Origin of the sequence: Marinomonas sp. (assembly GCF_965225885.1) — a bacterium.
Taxonomy (GTDB): domain Bacteria; phylum Pseudomonadota; class Gammaproteobacteria; order Pseudomonadales; family Marinomonadaceae; genus Marinomonas.
In genome coordinates, this window is the sequence record NZ_OZ245329.1 from 3,567,368 (window position 1) to 3,588,012 (window position 20,645).

General features: G+C 43.7%; 14 protein-coding genes and 1 pseudogene. 5 read left to right on the top strand and 10 right to left on the bottom strand.

Annotated elements, in window-relative coordinates; all coding sequences use genetic code 11:
- Positions 1–296: 296 nt before the first annotated feature.
- The 9 genes and pseudogenes from ACO05V_RS16955 to ACO05V_RS16995 all read right to left on the bottom strand — a co-directional run bounded on the left by ACO05V_RS16955 (position 297) and on the right by ACO05V_RS16995 (position 10,886).
- Positions 297–1,229 carry an electron transfer flavoprotein subunit alpha/FixB family protein gene (locus ACO05V_RS16955; RefSeq protein WP_421854189.1) on the bottom strand — a complete coding sequence of 311 codons (933 nt, stop codon included), beginning with the start codon at positions 1,227–1,229 and terminating at the stop codon, positions 297–299.
- On the bottom strand, positions 1,229–1,978 hold the full coding sequence (locus ACO05V_RS16960; protein ID WP_421854192.1) for an electron transfer flavoprotein subunit beta/FixA family protein: 750 nt from the start codon (positions 1,976–1,978) through the stop codon (positions 1,229–1,231). The genes ACO05V_RS16955 and ACO05V_RS16960 overlap by 1 nt, the downstream gene beginning before the upstream one ends.
- A gap of 96 nt (positions 1,979–2,074) precedes the next feature.
- Positions 2,075–2,413 (bottom strand): annotated as a pseudogene (locus ACO05V_RS16965) (acyl-CoA thioesterase); the annotation flags it as partial.
- Positions 2,414–2,424: 11 nt separating this feature from the next.
- Complete coding sequence (locus tag ACO05V_RS16970; RefSeq protein WP_421854195.1) at positions 2,425–4,278, bottom strand: feruloyl-CoA synthase; 1,854 nt, start codon at positions 4,276–4,278, stop codon at positions 2,425–2,427.
- A gap of 138 nt (positions 4,279–4,416) precedes the next feature.
- On the bottom strand, positions 4,417–6,183 hold the full coding sequence (locus tag ACO05V_RS16975; RefSeq protein ID WP_421854198.1) for an acyl-CoA dehydrogenase: 1,767 nt from the start codon (positions 6,181–6,183) through the stop codon (positions 4,417–4,419).
- A 10-nt stretch (positions 6,184–6,193) separates the two neighbouring features.
- The gene (locus ACO05V_RS16980; RefSeq protein WP_421854201.1) at positions 6,194–6,961 is read right to left on the bottom strand and encodes a 3-hydroxyacyl-CoA dehydrogenase; all 768 of its coding nucleotides are present in this window, start codon (positions 6,959–6,961) and stop codon (positions 6,194–6,196) included.
- A 195-nt stretch (positions 6,962–7,156) separates the two neighbouring features.
- On the bottom strand, positions 7,157–7,918 hold the full coding sequence (locus tag ACO05V_RS16985) for a crotonase/enoyl-CoA hydratase family protein (RefSeq protein WP_421854204.1): 762 nt from the start codon (positions 7,916–7,918) through the stop codon (positions 7,157–7,159).
- Positions 7,919–8,083: 165 nt separating this feature from the next.
- Positions 8,084–9,286, bottom strand: a complete 1,203-nt coding sequence (locus ACO05V_RS16990) for a thiolase family protein (protein WP_421854207.1) — start codon at positions 9,284–9,286, stop codon at positions 8,084–8,086.
- A 34-nt stretch (positions 9,287–9,320) separates the two neighbouring features.
- The gene (locus ACO05V_RS16995) at positions 9,321–10,886 is read right to left on the bottom strand and encodes an acyl CoA:acetate/3-ketoacid CoA transferase (RefSeq protein WP_421854210.1); all 1,566 of its coding nucleotides are present in this window, start codon (positions 10,884–10,886) and stop codon (positions 9,321–9,323) included.
- Positions 10,887–11,208: 322 nt separating this feature from the next.
- On the opposite strand from ACO05V_RS16995, the gene ACO05V_RS17000 reads away from it, so the two are divergent.
- The 5 genes from ACO05V_RS17000 (at position 11,209) to ACO05V_RS17020 (ending at position 16,092) form a co-directional block, all read left to right on the top strand.
- Positions 11,209–12,243 carry a TRAP transporter substrate-binding protein gene (locus tag ACO05V_RS17000; RefSeq protein WP_421854213.1) on the top strand — a complete coding sequence of 345 codons (1,035 nt, stop codon included), beginning with the start codon at positions 11,209–11,211 and terminating at the stop codon, positions 12,241–12,243.
- A 362-nt stretch (positions 12,244–12,605) separates the two neighbouring features.
- Positions 12,606–13,643 (top strand): TRAP transporter substrate-binding protein, encoded by a 1,038-nt coding sequence (locus ACO05V_RS17005; RefSeq protein ID WP_421854216.1) that lies wholly within the window; start codon positions 12,606–12,608, stop codon positions 13,641–13,643.
- Between the two features lie 27 nt (positions 13,644–13,670).
- Complete coding sequence (locus tag ACO05V_RS17010; protein WP_421854219.1) at positions 13,671–14,174, top strand: TRAP transporter small permease; 504 nt, start codon at positions 13,671–13,673, stop codon at positions 14,172–14,174.
- Positions 14,167–15,486, top strand: a complete 1,320-nt coding sequence (locus ACO05V_RS17015; RefSeq protein WP_421854222.1) for a TRAP transporter large permease — start codon at positions 14,167–14,169, stop codon at positions 15,484–15,486. The genes ACO05V_RS17010 and ACO05V_RS17015 overlap by 8 nt, the downstream gene beginning before the upstream one ends.
- 147 nt (positions 15,487–15,633) lie before the next feature.
- Positions 15,634–16,092, top strand: coding sequence for a MarR family winged helix-turn-helix transcriptional regulator (locus tag ACO05V_RS17020; protein ID WP_421854225.1), 459 nt, complete (start codon positions 15,634–15,636; stop codon positions 16,090–16,092).
- A 100-nt stretch (positions 16,093–16,192) separates the two neighbouring features.
- Here ACO05V_RS17020 and ACO05V_RS17025 read toward each other — a convergent pair whose 3' ends face one another.
- Positions 16,193–20,473 carry a CHASE domain-containing protein gene (locus ACO05V_RS17025; RefSeq protein ID WP_421854228.1) on the bottom strand — a complete coding sequence of 1,427 codons (4,281 nt, stop codon included), beginning with the start codon at positions 20,471–20,473 and terminating at the stop codon, positions 16,193–16,195.
- Positions 20,474–20,645: the final 172 nt, after the last annotated feature.

Sequence of the window (20,645 nt, forward strand, 5' to 3'; positions counted from 1 at the left end):
TTGCAAACATTATGGACGAATTATGAAACCTGTGCTTTTATTAAACAAAACAATAATATTAAAAAGGAAACACTATGGAAAATATTCTACTAAATGATTTTCTTCATCTTACTGCGCTTACTATAACCGTCTGCTGCTTTTTAGTTATCAGCGGCAAGCGAGTCATTGAGCTTTGTTCCCAAACCAATTCAAGCAAATAAAAAAAACCGAGCCTAAGCTCGGTTAACGTCACCAAATTCTCAACAGACGGTCTAACTTAATGTTTGGCCGTCAAATTCCATTATGACAATGTAGCTCTAAAGTTTGCTTGTCATTTCAGGAAGCACATCAAAAAGATCGCCGACCAAACCATAATCTGCAACTTGGAAAATAGGCGCGTCTTCATCTTTGTTTACCGCTACAATTACTTTGGAATCTTTCATTCCAGCCAAATGCTGAATGGCGCCAGAAATACCAAACGCCATATACAAATCCGGCGCAACAATTTTACCGGTCTGACCAACTTGCAAATCATTTGAGACAAAACCTGCGTCAACCGCTGCACGAGATGCTCCAACCGCTGCACTTAGTTTATCGGCCAAGGCTTCAACCAGCGTAAAGCTCTCGCCACTGCCAACACCACGACCACCAGACACTATACGGCTGGCACTAGCAAGATCTGGTCGTGCCGACTCGGTAATGTCATCGGATTGCCACACTGACAAGATGTTATCTGCGACAAAGTCGACTGCCTCGATAACACAAGCTTGATCATTCTGTTGAGTACTTTTATCAAAAGAAGACGCTCGCACCGTGATGACTTTTTTATCATCCAACACGGTAACCGTGGCGATCGCATTGCCCGCATAGATTGGACGCTTAAATTGGTCTGCACTCAATACAGCGCAAATATCAGAAACCTGACCAACATCCAATAATGCCGCCACTCTTGGCATAAAGTCTTTTGACTCAGAATTAGATGGAGCGACAATATGCGAATAACTTGCCGATAAATGTTGGATTAAATCGCCCATTGGCTCGGCCAATGCGTACTCATAGGAATCAGCGTCCGCGCAAAGTACTTTGCTTACGCCAGACAAATTTGCCGCGGCATCAGCGACCGATTCAACGTTTTTGCCAGCCACCAACACATGAATGTCATTGCCAATGGCTTGAGCCGCCGTCAATGCAGATAAAGTAGAAGACGACAGTAGGTTTGAATTATGTTCTGCAATTAATAAAGTTGCCACTAGATCACCTTCGCTTCGTCTTTCAATTTACTGATCAAATCATCCACCGACGCCACTTTAATCCCCGCACTGCGAGTTGCCGGTGCTTCGACTTTATCTAATCGACTATGGGCTTTTGGCGTCACGTCTAGATCTGCCATAGACAACGCCTCTAGAGGCTTTCGCTTGGCTTTCATGATATCTGGCAATTTGGCGTAACGAGGCTCATTTAGACGCAAATCCGTCGTAACAATGGCTGGTAATGTAAGAGCAACAGTCCGAAGGCCGCCATCGATTTCACGAGTAACGAGGGCTTTATCACCGTCGACAACCAACTTAGAAGCAAAGGTTCCCTGTGGGCGTCTAGTCAACGCCGCCAACATTTGCCCCATTTGATTATTGTCTGAATCAATAGATTGCTTACCCAAAATGACTAAACCAGGTTGTTCTTTTTCAACCACAGCCGCAAAGGCCTTAGCTACATTAAGTGGTTCAACGTCGCCATCAGATTCAACCAAAATGGCACGGTCAGCACCTAACGCCATGGCGTTACGAAGCTGCTCTTGGCTTTGTGTTGTTCCAACACTCATCACGATAACTTCTGACGCAACACCGGCTTCTTTAAGGCGAACCGCTTCTTCAACAGCGATTTCACAAAATGGGTTCATCGCCATTTTGACATTGGTTAAATCTACATTGGTTTGATCAGCTTTTACTCGAACCTTGACGTTGTAATCAATGACTCGTTTAACACCCACTAAATTTTTCATTTTTCCCTGCCTTACTTTTTAACTATGGCTTAACATTTTGGCTCTGATGTCATCTGGGATGGATTTGGCTTTAAGAACACCTTCAGCATTATGGCAAGCCCAAACACGTTTTTCGGTGCATTCAACCGCTAAGTCACCACCGTTAAAAAGCTGATGGCGAATCCCAAAGCTGGCACGGTCGACATCCGTAATTTCACTTTTGATAATCACTTTATCGCCGTACTTTGAAGGTTTAAAAAACTGCGAGCGAGTATCGACCATTGGGAAGCCAACCCCCTTTAGTTCATCTCGTATATGTCGAAGCGAATAACCCATGGCTTCAAACATAGCTCCCGTCGACGCATCAAAGAATGCAAAATAACGCGGGTAAAACACAATATCGGCGGGGTCGCAATCGCCCCACTCGATTTGTAATTGGCGCTCATTCTTGAACATGAAAGCACCTTTTATAAGCTGATAACCAAATCAGAAACTGGCTCCTGATATAAGATCTCGATTTGATCTTCCCGATTTGCTTGAATAGCACGTTGATTCAAAGAACCTTTATCGGTAATTTCATGGGCATTAATATCTGGTGGCGTTGCCTGCAGCAAAATACGTTGCACAACAGTTGAACTGCCCGTGCTATTTTTTGAAAACTCGACAAGTTTTTGTTTAAAGGCTTCCTTAACCGCAGAATGAGCAACAACTTCTTCGTTAGTTTCAACCAAATCATGAGGCAATATTGCCTGACAATGTGCCCAATCTGGGAAAATCAACGCGGTGATATAACCACGGTTTGTGCCACACAACACCACATCTTGTACGAATGGCGCAAATGCACTGATAAATTTGGCTCGCAGTGTTCCAGCACTCACCCAAGTTCCGCTGTCCAATTTGAAATCTTCGGAAACACGACCATCAAAACGGAAACCACGCTGCGGCGCATTTTCATCAAGATATGCAAACGCATCGCCCAGACAGTAATAGCCTTCTTCATCAAAGGCTTTTGCCGTCAATTCAGGCTGACGCCAATAACCCGGCATCACAGTTTCTGCTTTAACTCGTGCTTCTAGCTTGCCTTCATTCGGAACCAACTTAATAGACACGCCCGGCGCAGGCACACCAATCACCCCAGAAGTAGATTCTTCTACCGAAGCGAACGTTGCCGATCGCGCGGTTTCAGTACAACCAAGCCCAGTTAGCATGGGGATTTTCTTGCCAGTATATTGAATCGCCAAGGCATCCAAATCATCCCAAATATGTTGCGCCAAGCCAGCCGCGGCAAAGAAAGTAAACTGCAAACGGGCAAAAAACTTCTCGGCCAAATCCTTATCGGCTTTCAAACTTTTCACCAACAATTCAAAGCCTTTGGGTACATTGAAATACACCGTTGGCGAAATCTCAGCCAAGTTTTTTAGGGTTTTATCGAAAAGCTTTTCCGTCGGTTTGCCATCATCAAGATACAAACTACCGCCGTTATACAAAGCAATACCGATATTATGATTGCCGCCAAAGGTATGATTCCAAGGAAGCCAATCCACCATAATTGGCGGCTGATCTTGTAAGAACTGCATAACTTGATGAATCATCACTTGGTTGGCACAAATCATCCGTTGAGTATTAATAACGCCTTTAGGCATACCTGTTGTACCAGACGTAAAAAGTACCTTGGCAATGGTATCGCCATTCACTTCGGCGTTTTTTGCATCGACAGCATCGGATTCTGGAAAGTCCCAAAAGGAATCAAACGAAAGCGTTGGATTGTTAATTTTTTGTGGTGTGATGTCGCCCTTAATCACAGCAACAGGCGTATTCTGATCTTTGCAAACCGCTTGAATTGCATTTTCGTAAGGAGCAAGTTTGTCCACCACAATTAAGCCTGGCGTCAAAACATCAAAGATGTGTTGCAGCTTTGAATAGTCAGTAGCAACCAAAGAGTAAGCCGGAGACACTGGCGCATGGGCAATCCCTACATACATGCCAGCCAAAGACAGCATTAAATGCTCTAGGCTATTGCCACAAAGAAAAACGATAGGACGTTCTACGGACACAGGCTGAGTCAATAACCAAGAGGCAATTTTACGCACTCTGATGACGGCCTGCGCGTAGGTGACTTTCTGCCACTCGCCTTGATCATCACGCTCTGCAACGAACAACTGATCCGGTGTTTTGTCGGCCCAGTATTCTAATCGATCAGTCCAGCAGCGAGCATATTCATTCAACGCTTTCTGGCTGTTGATGATTTGGACACCATCGTTGCGTTTTTCCACATCAATAGGATGTGCAACGACCTTAATTGGATGAAATTCACCGTTCATTTTTTGCTCCCACTCTCATCTTTTGCCCTTTACAAGGCACTTTGATTATTTTTATGGCTAGAGTTTTAGGGAAGTGGCTTATATTTGACCACTGCCGAATTGTTATTGTTTTCTCGACTTCAGACCTATCGGCCTAGTTCAACATTCATATTCGCTGAGCCCTTGCCCAGCATTTTCCACGACCTTCAATGCAGCAATCGCCGATGGCAATCGATAAGCGGCGTAAAACTTGGTCATGGCCGTAAGATTCTGCCAATACGACTCATCGGTACACGCTTGTGTTCGCTGATAAGCCAACACATTAAATAACTGCCAAGTGCAACATAGGATGCCCATCGCCTCTAAAAATGGCACCGACACACCATGCAGAGACACCGAATTCGCATCAAGTTTCAACAAATGCGTGGTTAATAAAGACGTTACCGTATCAACGGTTTTTATTGTTTCTTTCGCCGCTGCTTTGAATGCTTCGTCGGATTCAAAAGGACGAACCAGCTGGGTTATTTCTGCTAATAACTCAGTCAGCGCTTTGCCCTGATCGCCACGCACTTTTCGAAGTAATAAATCACGCGCTTGGATGCCAGTTGTACCTTCATAAATCGTGGTAATTCGAGCATCACGCATAATTTGAGCAACGCCAGTTTCTTCGACAAAACCCATGCCGCCAAATACCTGAATGACTTGACCAGCCATGACATTGGCACGCTCGGTCGCAAAAGCTTTAAAAATCGGTGTCAGTAAGGCGACTCTGTCTTTTTTCGATTGATTGTTTTTCGAGGAGTCATCAGCCGCTTCAGTTGCATCAATTTGCGCCGCAATCTGATACCCCAAGGCGCGTAGCGCAAAGGTTTCTGAACGCATGTCTAACAACATACGTTTCACATCAGCATGTTCAACAATGGCTACTTTTCCGCCTTGGCTATTCGTACCTTGAGTTCGTTCTTGGGCATATTCCAATGCCCGTTGGTAACCTAACTCGCCTAACGCCACGCCTTGCAAACCACAACTTAAGCGAGCTTCGTTCATCAAGACGAACATTGCCATTAAGCCTTGGTTCCGTTCCCCCACCAATTCACCAACACAGTCGTCTTGATCGCCATAACTAATAGAACAAGTTGGACTGCCGTGAAGTCCCATCTTGTGTTCAATGCCAGTGCAATGCACATCGTTGAATTCGCCCAACTCACCGTCGATAGACACTCGATATTTAGGCACGATAAATAACGAAATACCGCGACTGCCTGCTGGCGCACCTGGTGTTCTGGCCAAAACTAAATGGGCAATATTGCCGGTAAGATCATGATCACCATAGGTAATGTAGATCTTCTGGCCTTTGATTTTATAAGTGCCATCTTGTTGAGGAATGGCCTTGGTATTCAATGCGCCTAAATCAGAACCAGCATTCGGTTCTGTTAGCGCCATCGCCACAGTCCACTCGCCGCTAACAATCTTTGGCAAATAACGCTGTTGGATCGATTCACTGGCGAAGTTCAATAAAATCTCAGAACCGCCTTGCGCCAAGGCTTGGAACATCACAAAGGCCAAGTTTGCCGACAACCACATTTCATTGACAGGTTGAGCGATGTACTTTGGAAGACCTTGACCGCCGAACTTCTCTGGCAACGCCAAGCCAATCCAACCCGATTCAGCAAATTGCTGATAGGCGTCTTGCCAACCATCGGGTGTGATCACTTTCCCGTCTTGAAAGCGGCAGCCCTGAACATCGCCCACCGCATTCAATGGAGCAAGAACGCCAGTGGCAAACTTGGACGCTTCTTCCATCACCGCATTGGCGAGCTCTGGATCAAAACCATCCAATGATTCGAGAGCATCTAGACCTTGTTGCTGATAGGCTTGTGCCACCAGCAACTGCATGTCTTTATATGGCGCTTGATATGTCATCATCGGCTCCGTATTACTTCGCTGCCATACGAATGGCGCCGTCAAGACGAATCACTTCGCCATTAAGCATTTCATTTTCAATAATGTGCTGAGCCAATGCAGCGAATTCATCCGGTTCGCCAAGACGCGGTGGAAATGGCACAGAATCACCCAAAGACTTTTGCACTTCTTCTGGAAGCACATCCATCATTGGTGTTTTAAATAGACCCGGCGCAATAGTCATTACGCGAATGCCAAAGCGTGCTAGTTCACGGGCAATTGGCAAGGTCATGGCACAAACACCACCTTTAGAAGCGGCATAACCTGCTTGGCCAATCTGACCATCAAACGCCGCGACAGACGCCGTGTTAATAATCACGCCGCGCTCTAAATTGGCTTCTTGTTCGTTGTGCTGCATTTTGTCAGCCACCAAACGAATCATGTTAAAAGTACCAATTAAGTTAACCGATACCGCACGTTGAAATGACGCTAAACGATGTGGGCCTTCACGGCCAACAATACGTTCTGCACCTGGAATGCCAGCGCAGTTAACCAAACCGCTAATAGGACCAAACGCTTCTACGGCTTTATCTATCGCACTTTGTACGGATTCTTCGCTAACAATATCTGTCACACAGCCTTGTACGCGCTCACCTAAGTCAGATTTAACGCGTGCTAAACCGTCTTCATTAACATCAGCCAGAGTGACTTTTGCCCCTAGACCATGTAAACGACGCGCAACCGCTTCACCAATACCCGAAGCCGAACCTGTCACCACAAAATGTTTGTCTTGAATTTGCATCTAAATACTCCTGATCCTACTGTTATTTTTATTACCAAGGGCAGATTTAGTCAGTCTTTTCCTTGTTCTTTGATAAAAAGAATCTTGGCATTTGATTCACGCCGACGCGTTGAGCTTGCGAAACAGGCACAAGTGCTTTTTATTTTAAGCACTGAATACCAAGACTCATGGTATGCACTACCATAGGCAAAGCTCTTAGCTTTTTTTACGATTCAAAAAAGCATCAATACGTGCTTTAACTTCGTCGCTGGTTTGCGTAATACCGCAAATCAATGACTCGGTGTACAAACCTTCTTGCGATGACATATTGCTAATACGGCTCAGTCCTGTGGTCATGGCCCAGTTGGAGTATTTGGAGTTTTTGCCAATGCCTTCGGCGATTTCAAAGGCTTTCGCCAAGGCTTCACCGTTGCCAACCACATAATGAGCCAAACCAATGCGTAGGCCTTCTTCTGCCCTTACATCACGACCAGTCAGCATCATTTCTGTCATGCGGCTGGCACCAATCACATTGGCCACGTTTACAGACGCACCACCGCCAACGAAGATGCCATGCTTGCCTTCAGGTAAACGATAAAAGGTATTTTCTTCGGTAACACGAACATGAGCGCAAATACCCAATTCCAAGCCGCCACCAATAACCGCACCATGCATTGCTGCGACGACTGGAATACCGGATTCACGGATATGACCAAAAACGCGGTGCCACATTTGAGAGTGTTTTACGACTTGGAAAGGTTCACGTGCTTTGTGTTCTTGTAGATCAAGGCCAGAACAGAACTCTGGGCCATTTCCAGAAAGCACAATGACATTGACGTCATCGGATAAATTCAAAAAAGCGTGTTCAATTTCCAGACACAAATTATCGTTGATGGCATTTTTTTTCTCTGGGCGATTAAGCTGCAAATGCGCCACGCCATTTTCAACAGAGAAATTGATAAATTGATACGTTGTCATGAGGTTGCCTCTATTCTTATGTTTATGCGGCTTAGCCACGCAGAACAATCAGCGGCGACTAAATAGCTTTAAAAAATAATAGTTTTATAACTAAACAAATGTCAAACTAAACTATATTAAAAAGATAAAAAAATACCCTGCGCAACAACACAGGGTATGAACTACTTATCTATCAGATACTTTAATCACCACCGCCATGCCGGTATCGCCAGCAGCACAGCCGGTGAATAAGCCATAACCGCCACCATTGATAACTAACTCTTCAATGAGCTCAATAATGGCACGCATACCCGTTGGCCCTTGAGGATGACCCCAAATTAGCGAACAACCGTAGTTGTTCATGGTCATCACATCAATGTCCATGGCTTTCGCAAAGGCGACATCGTTAACCGCAAATGGGTTATGTGTTTTGATGGCTTTCACTTGTTTGATATCAATACCCGCTACAGCAAGCGCACGTTTAGCGGCTTCTATCGGTGCTGCAGGCATAAAAGCCAAATCGTCACGTGCTTGCCCAAAACCTAATATTTCTATTTTGATCTCAGGGCGAACGGTCAGTGAAGCCACTTCTTCTGAACGACAAAGAATCGCAGAGGCATTCCCATCGGCTGGGTGAGTTTGATTGCCAAATGTAATCACACCGCCTTCATGAATCGGTTTGAGCTTTTGCAAACCTTCAAGCGTTGTTGGGAAAACGCCCTCATCACCTGTAATCACGGTATCTTCTTTTTTGAAGTTGGCCGTTGGCACAGACAAAGGCAGCGTCATGTAACGCTTTTGAAAAGCTTGATCATCTATTAATGCGTCTTGGTACTGCTCGTAACGACGATAGGTCACACGATCTAGTTCTTCACGGGTGATATCAAAACGCTTAGCAACATTTTCGCCCGTTTGCATCATCGAATGACCACCAACACAATCGTTCATCATGTTGTAGGTGACTTGATCTTCTGAAGACCCAGCAGGGCCTTTTGCATTTGGATAATAAATATGCGGGCCGTTTGAGCATCGATCAGCTGTCATCAAGAGAGAGACATTCGCCATACCGCACACAATTTCCGACGCCGCCGCAAACAAACCACGCGCACTGGTCGCACAGACCTGATTAACCGCATGACCCGCTGTGTTCACAGCACCAATGTCATACAAAGGCCAAGGCGCACCGTTAAAAGATTGATACTGGTTAATGGTCATGCCCAGTACACCAGAATCGAATACCAACGGATCGATATTACGTTTCGCCAACTCCGCTTTTGCCACATGTGAAGCAAACTTCATCGAATGCAAATGCTGCAGCGAACCTTGCCACTTGGTAAACGGTGTACTCCAGTAAGCGCCATAAGGAATTTCTACATTCTTGATTGACATAAGGTGTCCTCGCTTATTTATTCTTGTTGTTTTTTTACTGACCAGCCGCTGCCATAATGTCGCCTAAACCGCCCCATTGCTCAGCAAAGATAGCTTCTGGCATGGTTTTAAGGTCGTCAGCAATAACAGGACGAAACGCCATGACACTCAAGACGTCTTTCTCTAAATCTAAGCCCGGTGCGATTTCTGTTAGCACCATACCTTCGGCTCGCAGCTCAATGACACAACGTTCGGTGATAAAAACCACGGGCTTCTTATTCTCACGAGCGACAGCACCACTAAAAGTAATATGATCGACCGCCTCAACAAACTTCTGCACCTTGCCTTCTTGTAAAACCGTCATCTTGCCGTTTTCAAAACCAAGTTTAGCGCCGTTTACTAACGTGCCACAGAACACGACTTTTTTAGCACTCTGGGAAATATTGATAAAACCACCCGGCCCAACCACTTTAGGGCCAAACTTACTGACGTTTAAATTGCCTTCTTTGTCGGCTTGCGCCAGTCCCAAGAAAGCGATATCCAAACCGCCACCGTCATAAAAATCAAACTGAGCTTCATGCTCAATAATCGCATCAGCATTCCACGCGGCGCCAAAATCACCGCCAGAGGCAGGAATACCGCCGTACGTGCCAAGCTCTGTTGTTAGGGTGAATAAATGGGAGACTTTTTCTTCTGCGGCAATTGCGGCGACACCATCCGGCATCCCGATACCAAGGTTCACCATGGCATTGGCTTGTAGCTCCATCGCAGCACGACGAGCAATCACTTTGCGATCACTGAACGGCATTGGCGGCAAAGCATTTAACGGCACACGAGAATTGCCCGCTAAACCTGGGTTGTAAGTCGTGGTAATGGTTTGTTTGTGATCTTCGGCCGGCGCGACAGTAATGTAGTCCACCAATACGCCTGGCACTTTGACTTCTTTTGGGTGAATAGAATGACGCTCGGCAATGTATTTCACTTGCGCAATCACAATACCGCCGCTGTTTTTTGCCGCTTGAGCCATAGGCAAAATTTCCGCCAGCATGGCTTCTTCTTCAACAGAAAGGTTGCCGTCTTCATCAGCCGTTGTGGCACGAATCACCACGACATTCAGTGGGAATTTTTTATAAAGCAACCATTCTTCATCTTCAATATCGATGCGTTTAACCAGATCTTCGGTGGTTAACGATGTGACTTTACCGCCACTTACCAAAGGATCGACATAGGTTCCCATACCGATTTTGGTAATCACACCTGGTTTATTTCCCGCAATTTGACGCCACATGGTGGTCAATACACCTTGCGGCAATAAATAAGCTTCGATGGCATTATCGGTAATCATCTGAGCCATTTTCGGCGCTTGCCCTGTATGACCAGAAATCAAACGCTTCACAAGGTTAGGATGTGCCATGTGTGACATACCCGCATCTTTACCATCGCCACAACCACAATCATGGATCAAGGTTAATTGCTGTGGATGTCCTGTTTCAATAAATCGTTGCTCAACTGCCTTAGCCACCGCTTCAGCAAAGAAAGACATACCAACGGTCGACCACGCGACACTGGCGCCATCAGGAATCAAATTGGCCGCTTGCGCTAGGGAAATAACCTTACTCATTTTTTCACCCTCACATCACTTTTATAGTTGTTTATTCGATTGGGAATTGACTATGTTGTACATCACAACTATTTTTTTACAAACATTTTTAAGTGTCGTTACTTTTTTTGAATACCTTGTTTAAAAAATCTATATGGAATTTTGTTGAAAGACACAACAATTTATGTGAAAACCAACTATGATTTAAATGACAGTAGTAAAAAGTGTTCATTCCGCATAGAAATAAACATGGACGCGAACAAAGAACGAGGAAAGAAAGGCGTTTTAGGTCTTTTAAAATACAAAAACACGCTCCTATAACAATAAAACCAAGGTGAATTGAATGAAAAAAATACACAAATCAGGCTTAGCCTTAATCGCAGCCTCAATGATGTCTATCAATGCGTTTGCAGCAGAGGCGGAATATCACCTCAAGCTACATCACTTTCTGCCACCAATGTCGATGGCTCACACACAATTCTTGGAACCTTGGGCTAAAAAAGTTGAAGCCGAATCGAATGGTCGTATCAAAATAGATGTTTTCCCAGCGATGCAACTGGGCGGCAAACCTCCACAATTATTTGACCAAGTCAGAAAAGGCATTGTCGATATGTCTTGGACCGTTGCTGGCTATACGCCGGGGCGATTCCCTAAAATGACGTCGTTTGAACTTCCTTTCATTCCAAGCACCGCCAAAGCCACCAGCATGGCATTGCAGGAATACGCAGAAACAGAAATGCAAGATGAGCTAAAAGACGTTCACTTAATTGCGGCTCATACTCATGCGCCCGGCTCCTTTCATTCAAGAGAAAAAGCCATAAAAACACTAGAAGACATAGAAGGTCTAAAAGTACGAGCGCCAAACAAAGTCATGTCCGATGCGTTTAAAACAGTCGGAACCAACACGATATTTTTACCGGTGACTGAAATGCCTAGTGCCTTATCAAAAGGCGTCATCGATGTTGCGGTATTGCCTTTCGAAGTGGTTTTACCGATGAAAATTTATGAATTGGCAAAACATCACACCGAATTCAAAGGCGCTGGGCTTTATACCAACACCTTTATTTTTTCGATGAACAAAGACCTTTATAACAACATGCCCGCCGACTTGCAGAAAGTAATCGACAATAACTCTGGTATCGCCTTAGCGGGTCATATTGGCGATCTATTCGACAACTATGAAGTGTTTGCCCGTAAATATGCGGTCGACGCAGGCAACAGTTTTGATTATATCGAAGGTGAAGAACATCAACGCTGGGAAGACGCCATGGCACCGGTCACAACGCAGTGGCTCAAAGACATGAATAAAGAAGGTTATGACGCCCAACGTCTGCTTGATAAAACAAAATCTCTAATCAAGAAATACCAAGATTCATAAAACATCATATTAATGGTCGAGATTCAGCGTTCTCTTTACGAGAACGCTTTTCAACAGAGACATTGCAGCCGATACAAAAAACAACAAATCTTTTGGCACTCACCAACAGCAAAAGGCACTGGCTAGAAAGCCGTTTAATATCACTAAAAAAGCGTCTTTTTAAACAAAAAACTGTTTTAGTTTTCAATATATTATGGCGTCTTACCTTTTTTGAATACCTTTAGTAAAAATTCGATAAGGCCAATTGTTGAAAAGCACAACAATTTATGTCACAAAGGAGATAATTCTTAAGCAGCAATGGAAAAGGAATGCCAAAATAAGAATACAAACACTTAATAACAAAAAAAATTAAGGTGATAAAAATGAAAAAATTAAAACTAAAAAGCTTAGCGTTAATCGCGGGCTCTATCCTATCCTTTAATGCCATGTCTGTAGAACCTGAATACACATTCAAGCTGCATCACATGCTTCCTCCTGTTTCGAATGCGCACACCAACTTCCTACAGCCTTGGGCCGATAAAGTTGAAGCCGAGTCTAATGGCCGTATTCACATTGATATTTACCCAGCGATGCAGCTTGGCGGAAAACCACCGCAGCTTTTTGACCAAACCCGCAAAGGTATTGTCGATATCACTTGGACTGTAGGTGGTTATACGCCAGGACGTTTCCCAAAAGCGACTGTATTTGAATTGCCTTTCATGCCATTAAACGCCCGTATAACTAGTATGGCGCTACAAGAATATGCAGAAAAAGAAATGCAAGACGAACTAAAAGACGTTCATCTGCTTGCCATGCATACTCACTTCCCCGGCTCGCTTCATTCTCGTGACAAAGACATCAAGTCAATTGAAGACTTACAAGGTTTGAAGGTGCGCGCGCCAAACAAAATGATGGCGGATGCCTTTGGTATTTTGGGTGCAAACACTGTCTTTATGCCAGTTCCAAGTATGCCAAGCGCGCTTTCAAAAGGGGTAATTGATGTTGCGACGCTTCCTTTTGAAGTAGTAAAACCGCTAAAAATTGACGAGTTAGCACCTCACCATACCGAGTTCAAAGGTGATCGCGGTCTGTACACTCAGTTCTTTATCTTCTCGATGAACAATGATGCTTATAACAAGCTGCCAGCAGACCTTAAAAAGGTGATGGACAATAACTCTGGCGTGAATCTAGCGGGCTTCATCGGTGATGCGTTTGATGCTTATGAAATCGGTGCTCGTGGTGATGCCGTAAAACGTGGTAACAGCTTTAGCACAATCGAAGGTGCCGAGTACGACCGCTGGAAAGAAAAGCTAGCGCCAATTACAGCTCAATGGCTTAAAGAAATGAATGATGAGGGTTATGACGGACAACGTCTATTAGACGAAGCCAAAGACCTTATCAAAAAGTATGAAAACTTTTAAGCCACACTGCACCTAGGGTGATTTAACATGATACGTTTTACTACCGACTTACAGCGCTCTGTCCTAGGGCGCATCTCGGACATATTTGCATTAACAGGTGGGTTTATCATGTTAGTGGTAGCGGCGGTAACCGTCGCTAGCATTATAGGTCGAACCACCATTGGCCAGTCTATTGAAGGTGATTACGAAATCACTGAAATGGGCTTAGCAATGGCGATATTTCTCTTTTTACCTGCCTGCTATATTCGCAAAGGCCACGTCATTGTGGATTTATTTACCGCGAATTGTAAACCGAGCACCTTGTATATCTTAAAGCTGATCGGTGACATCGTTTTCACCGTCATTTCTTTTACGTTTGCTTATCGAATGACTTTAAGCGGATTTGAAGCAAAGGAATATTTAGAGCAAAGCATGCTACTTGAACTTCCCACTTGGTGGACTTTTATTGTTGGCGTCATTGCAATGACGCTTTGCGGCTTATGCGGCCTGTATCGCTTGTTCGCCACGCTTCGTGGAGGTAATAATGACTAATATTGAATTGGCCTTTTTAATGATGGCTGTGCTGATGGTCTTCATGAGCATCCGCATTCCGATTGCGTTGTCCATGTTGGTCTGTGGTGCATTTGGTTACGCCATGATCGGCGGTTTCCCTGCTCTATTAGAATATTTAGGCACTGCGCCGGTTTCAAAGTTCTCCAGTTATGATTTGTCGGTTGTGCCTCTTTTCCTACTAATGGGAGAGCTGGCAACACGCTCTGGTATTACGGCAGAACTCTTTAGAACTTGTAATACTTGGATTGGTCGTCAACGGGGCGGCATCGCCATGGCCGCTATTGCGGGATGTGCGGCGTTTGGTGCCATTTGCGGATCGTCTTTAGCAACCGCTTCGACCATGGGTAAAGTCGCTCTCCCTGAGATGAAGCGCCTTAATTATTCTGGCAGCCTAGCCGCTGGTGCTTTGGCCGCTGGCGGAACACTGGGGATTTTGATTCCACCGTCCATGGTGTTGATCATCTTCGCCGTATTAACCGAGCAAAACATTTCTAAAATGTTTATAGCGGCGTTTATTCCGGGGTTCTTAGCGGCTGGTGGTTATATTCTCGCCATTGCTATTTATGTGCGTATATACCCTGAAGCAGGTCCACGCGGCGAAAAAACCACTTTGGCCCAAAAAATCAAATCCACCAAAGATGTTTGGCACATTACAGGGATTTTCTTAATCGTATTAGGTGGTATTTATTTAGGCATTTTCACACCGACTGAGGCCGCGTCTGTCGGGGTTATTTTGACTGCTATCTTAGCCTTTACTCATGGCAAAATGCGCTTTGATGGTTTGTTAGTTTGTTTGATGAAAACCGCTGTGTCTTCTGCGATGATCTTTTTTATCGTGTTAGGTGCAGATTTGTTCAGTGTCTTTATCGCCCTGTCTAGGTTGCCAGATTTAGGGGTTGAGCTGATCCAAAACTCTGGTTTATCTGCTTATACCATTTTGGTTCTGATGCTATTAACTTATTTGGTTATGGGTTGTTTTTTGGATAGTTTGGCGATGATTTTGCTGACGATTCCAATCTACTTCCCAATGGTAATGGCAATGGATTTTGGCATTCCGCAAGCAGACCTAGGTATTTGGTTTGGTATTCTTGCTCTGATTGTGGTGGAAGTTGGCTTAATCACACCTCCCGTCGGTATGAACGTCTTTATCATTAAATCGTTCGATGACAGCCTCAAGCTTAAAGAATGTTTCAAAGGCGTGATTCCATTCCTGATCTCTGACTTTGTTAGGGTGGCTTTATTGATACTTTTCCCAAGTATCACACTCGGATTGGTTCACCTAATAGGTTAATCAGAATAAACTCGTATGATGACAATAGAGAAAGCACTGGCTTCACGGCCTTTGCTCTCTCGATATAAAGCTAAACTGTTTACCATTACACCAAAACAGCGTTTTATATTACAATACCCGTTTATAGGATAAAAAACTGGAACATCCATGGCTGACGATACAAAAAAAACAGACCAACCAATAGACTTTGGAATACTCAATAGCTTAATTGGTTATCGCCTACGTCGCGCTCAAATGAACTTTTTTAGTAAATTTTCGGAAGTGTGTTCAGATTTAGGAATTAGCCCCGGCTTATTTGCCATTATTGCGATTGTGGAGCGAAACCCAGGGCTGACTCAAACAGCCGTCGCCCAAGCCCTTGGTAACGATAGATCGGCAATGGTTGCCGCGGTCGATAAACTGGAACAGATGGACATTCTTGAACGCCGACCGGCTAAAAATGATCGTCGATCCTATGCATTGTTTATGACAAAAACTGGTGAAAAATTCTTCTTAACGTTAACGGAACGAGTTATGGAGCACGAACAAATCATGGCTGCTCGTTTAGAAGGTGAAAATGAATTAGATTGGCTTTTGAAAACACTAGACACCTTATCCCAAGGATAATTGTCTTCTAGTGATAATCTAAAAGCTAACGGTTACAAGTAAAAAATAGCCCGATTGTCATGCGATAATCGGGCTATTTTTTTATACTTCATTCGCTGTATTAGGGGATTTTTGCAAAGATAATAGCAAGCTCTTCTTCTAACTCAACATGCCATTCAGTCACGTTAATGGCAGATAAGCACGCTTCTATTACTGCACTGTCCTCGGATGTTTTTAGTATCTCTTCAAAGGCAGACAATCGATTGGATAGTTTCAATAATCCCATTGTTAGTGCCGCGCCTTTCAGTGTATGAAGATGCTCACGTATTTTAACCTTATCTTTCTCGTCGGTGCCTTCTTTTATCTTTTCTAATAAATCGTTTGCCTCAAGAGTAAATCCCTCGACAACACTTTTATAAAGATCAACACTGCCACCGAACCGACTTAAGATAGATTCTATGTCTTCGTATTCATCAGACTCTGCCGCTGGTTCAATCAGCTCTGTTGCCGCGACTTCTTCTCGAATCGCAATCACAGAATCACTGTCATTGGCAGACTCAAGAACCGTGTATTTAAGGATACAGGCAACCATTTGATCGATGTCTAATGGTTTCCCAATGTGATCATTCATACCGGCGTTAAAACAAGCCTGACGATCTGTTTCCGATACATTGGCGGTCATGGCAATAATGGGAAGTTTGGCGAATCTAGCATCTTTACGAATTTGCTTGGTTGCTTCCAAACCATCCACGTCAGGCATTTGCATATCCATCAATATTACATCGAACATTTCTTCTTTCCGATTTAATACCATTGCGACGCCTTCTAACCCGCTTTCAGCCACAGTGACGTTCGCGCCTTCCACTGTCAATAATTCGGTTGCCACTTGTCGATTAAAGGCATTGTCTTCCACTAGCAGCAATGAGACTCCCGCTAAGCGCCCTTCTTCACGACCATTACTGAGTTCTATTGCTATGGGTGTTTTAACATCAGACAGGGATTGATAAACCGCTTCGGATAATTTGCTCAAGGTAACCGGCTTCAATAAATAACCAGAGACAGACTCAAGTTCGCTATCTAATTGAGTGCTCATCGTACTGGTTAATAAGATTATTTTCGGCTGATTGTTAGATGAAGTAATAACTGCGTTAATGCCCGCGATACTTTTTTGCCCGTTGAAATCGACTGTTTTAGAATCTAATAAAACAATATCATAAGCATTATCTTGATCGGCAGCTTCTTGAACTAATTGGATAGCATGTTCAAGTGACTCTGCCTTTTCACTCATCCATCCAAGACTGAATGCCATGCGGGCAAAAATAACTTGCGTCGCAACATTCGTATCGACAATTAGAATACGTAGGGATTCTCTCGATACTTGATGCGGTATTTTTTCAATGTGAATATCGGCAACAGGCAAGTCAATCGTAAAATAAAAGCGGCTTCCCTCACCTAACACGCTGTCTACATGCAACGATCCACCCATCAGCTCCACAAAACGGCGACAAATAACCAGCCCTAACCCTGAGCCACCGAAACGTCGAGCGGTAGAGGATTCAGCTTGTGAAAACACATCAAAAATAGAGTCTATTTGATCTTGAGCGATACCAATCCCCGTATCTTGCACGGAAACCATAAGGCGAGAGACGTCAGCATTGTCGTCAAGCCGTTTGATTTCGAGTATCACACTGCCTTCTAAAGTGAACTTCACGGCATTGCTCACCAAGTTGATCAATATTTGCAACAGGCGCAATTTATCGCCAATAAGATAAGCAGGAATGTCTTTATCAATATCAAAAATCAGCTCGACATCTTTTCCTAGAGAACTGCCAGACAGCACAGTAGACAATTCACACAATAATTCCTCGACCTCAAAGGGCGCCTTCTCTAACTCTAACTTTCCAGCATCAACTTTGGAAAAATCTAAAATATCATTAATCAAACTTAACAGTGATTTCGCGGATATTTGCGCTTTTGAAATGTAATCATCTTGTTGAATCGTCAGATCTGTACGTTTGGCCAAATGAAGCATGCCTAAGATGGCATTCATCGGCGTTCGGATTTCATGGCTCATGTTGGCAAGGAAACTCGATTTCGAAGCACTCGCAGCGATAGCTTCATCTTTGGCTTTTCGTAGCCAATCCTCTAGCTCACGCTCTTGAGTAATATCACGATTAATACCCGTCATTTTTGTCATTTTGCCTGTCGGGCTTTTTTGTAAAGACGCTCTGGCAAAAATGTAACGAATACTGTCATCAGGTAGAATAATTCGGAACACTAAATTGTATTCATTAATCCCTTCTACCGCCTCTTTTAACGCAGTTTCAGCCATAGCTCTATCATCAGGATGAACCCGGTTATACCAATCTAGGTATTTAATACCGTCTTTTTTAACAGATGCAGGCAGGTGATATATATCAAACATTTGATCACTCCACTCAAGAGAGTCGTCTTCTATATCCCAAGTCCAAATTCCCAGTTCGGCGACTTCTGCTGCTAATAACAACTGATCTCTGGTATACATCAGCTCATGATGGCTTTTCTTTTGTTCGGAAATATCCATTGCGATGCCAAGAAAACCAATGATCTCATGATTACTATTTTTCATTGGTGTGATCACCAAGGAGACAGGACGCGTGTTGCCTTGCTTATCAACATAAGTCCATTCTTGGCTATCGTAGTTATCACTAAGCACATTAAACGCTATTATTTTCGATGGATTTTCTATGTTTTTGCCAGTTTTCTCATATATTTCGAGACGTTTCTGTTCTAACTCGGATTCAAGATGAAAATGCGCAGGTTTAATTTTGCCAACCACTTCTTCTGCAGAATACCCCAACATTCTTTCAGAACCGTTGTTAAATAGCGTAATAACGCCATTCATATCAGTCGCAATAATAGAAACCTCTGATGATGCATTTAACACTTCACTCAAGAGTAAATTAAGCTCTCTAAGTTCGGCCGTTCGCTCCTTAACTTGACTCTCTAAATTCGCATTCAGCTCTCGAATTTTAGCCTCTGCTTTCTTACGCTCAGAAATATCATGCACACTCTGAGAGACACCGATAATGCCATTATCGTTATTAAATATTGGGGAGAATGTCAGAGAAACTGGAACTTCCGTCCCTGCTTTAGTCATTCGCCGAGTCTCTATAGAAATCGATTCTTTCTTCTCTTTGACGCTAGAAAATATCGCTTTATCTTCATTTTTAAGCGAACTTGGTACCAGTAAATCTAGAACTTTGCGTCCTATAACTTCTTCTTTGGCATAGCCAAAAATAGACTCAGCACTTTTATTCCAACTCAGAATCACACCATCTAGATTCTTGCTAATAATCCCATCAGCAGAGCTTTCTACGAGCGCCGTGATTCTAGACTGATAAGCCATCACTTCACGCTGACGAGCCATATTGATTCGAACACCTCCAACAACAACAGCGCTTAGCAAGCTAATCAAACAACCAACCACTAAAAATACAAAGGGGTCAGGAAGGTGTAAGTCGGCAATAAACGCAGGAGAAACATGCAATCGACTTTGCCAATGACGACCATAAACTAGTGAGGTCTCAACCTGCTCATAGCTGGCATTTTCTATTTCACCACTATTGTAAAAAAGAATTTGATCGTCTAAATCCGTAATATCAAAAAGCTCATAATAAAATTTATTCGGATCATAATTTAAACCCGCTAACACCTCTTCCATTAATAAAGGTGCATAACTCCAGCCAAAGCCTTTTTCTATGCGCTCTTGTTGAGTTGAAGGAGTGCTACCGCCACGATAAATCGGCATCAGAATTAAAAAAGATTGCTGGGGTTTTCCTGTTGCTTGTACCAAGGTAATTGGACCGGTTAGACGAACTTCCCCTTTATATAAAGAGGAGGCCGCGGCCTCGCGGCGATTTTTCTCTGAAGCAATATCCAACCCGACAGCCTGACGATTACGCTCTACCGGTTCAATATATTGAATAACATAATGCTCGTTGAAGTTAGGATTAAGCATTTTAATGGAGAAACTCGGCCAACCATCCTGGCGAGCCATGGAAGTAAACGTATCGACATCTGACTGAGGAACTCGACGAATAAAACCAAAACCACGAGCGCCTGCGAACTCATTATCAACATCTCTCGACCGACTATATTGTTCAAAAATATCCCGTGTTATCGTATTTTCACCCGCCGTTAACACTGCGCCGCGTGCACCACGAAGGCCATACTGATAAAGCTCTATCCTGCTAGCAACTTCTTGTTTCAGCATAACCGAAGTGTCATAAGCCGCCTGATTAATTCTCTCTTCGTTAGAATTTTGAACGTTATAAGCAATAACACACGTTATCAGCGTTCCTGTCAGCAACGTAATCATCACCCAGCGGTTATAGATATGTTCAGATGAGGTCCAATTCACATTTGCCTCCAGGCAAGATTATTCTTTATAAATGCCTTACTCGTGCTATTTAGCCGATCAAATTCATTATGAAGTGTAGATGAATTAATAACTTATAACTTAATAATGTGCGATAAAAACCAGCCGGGGTTACAATTTCTTACGCACTTTACATAAGGCAAATTTTTCTTTT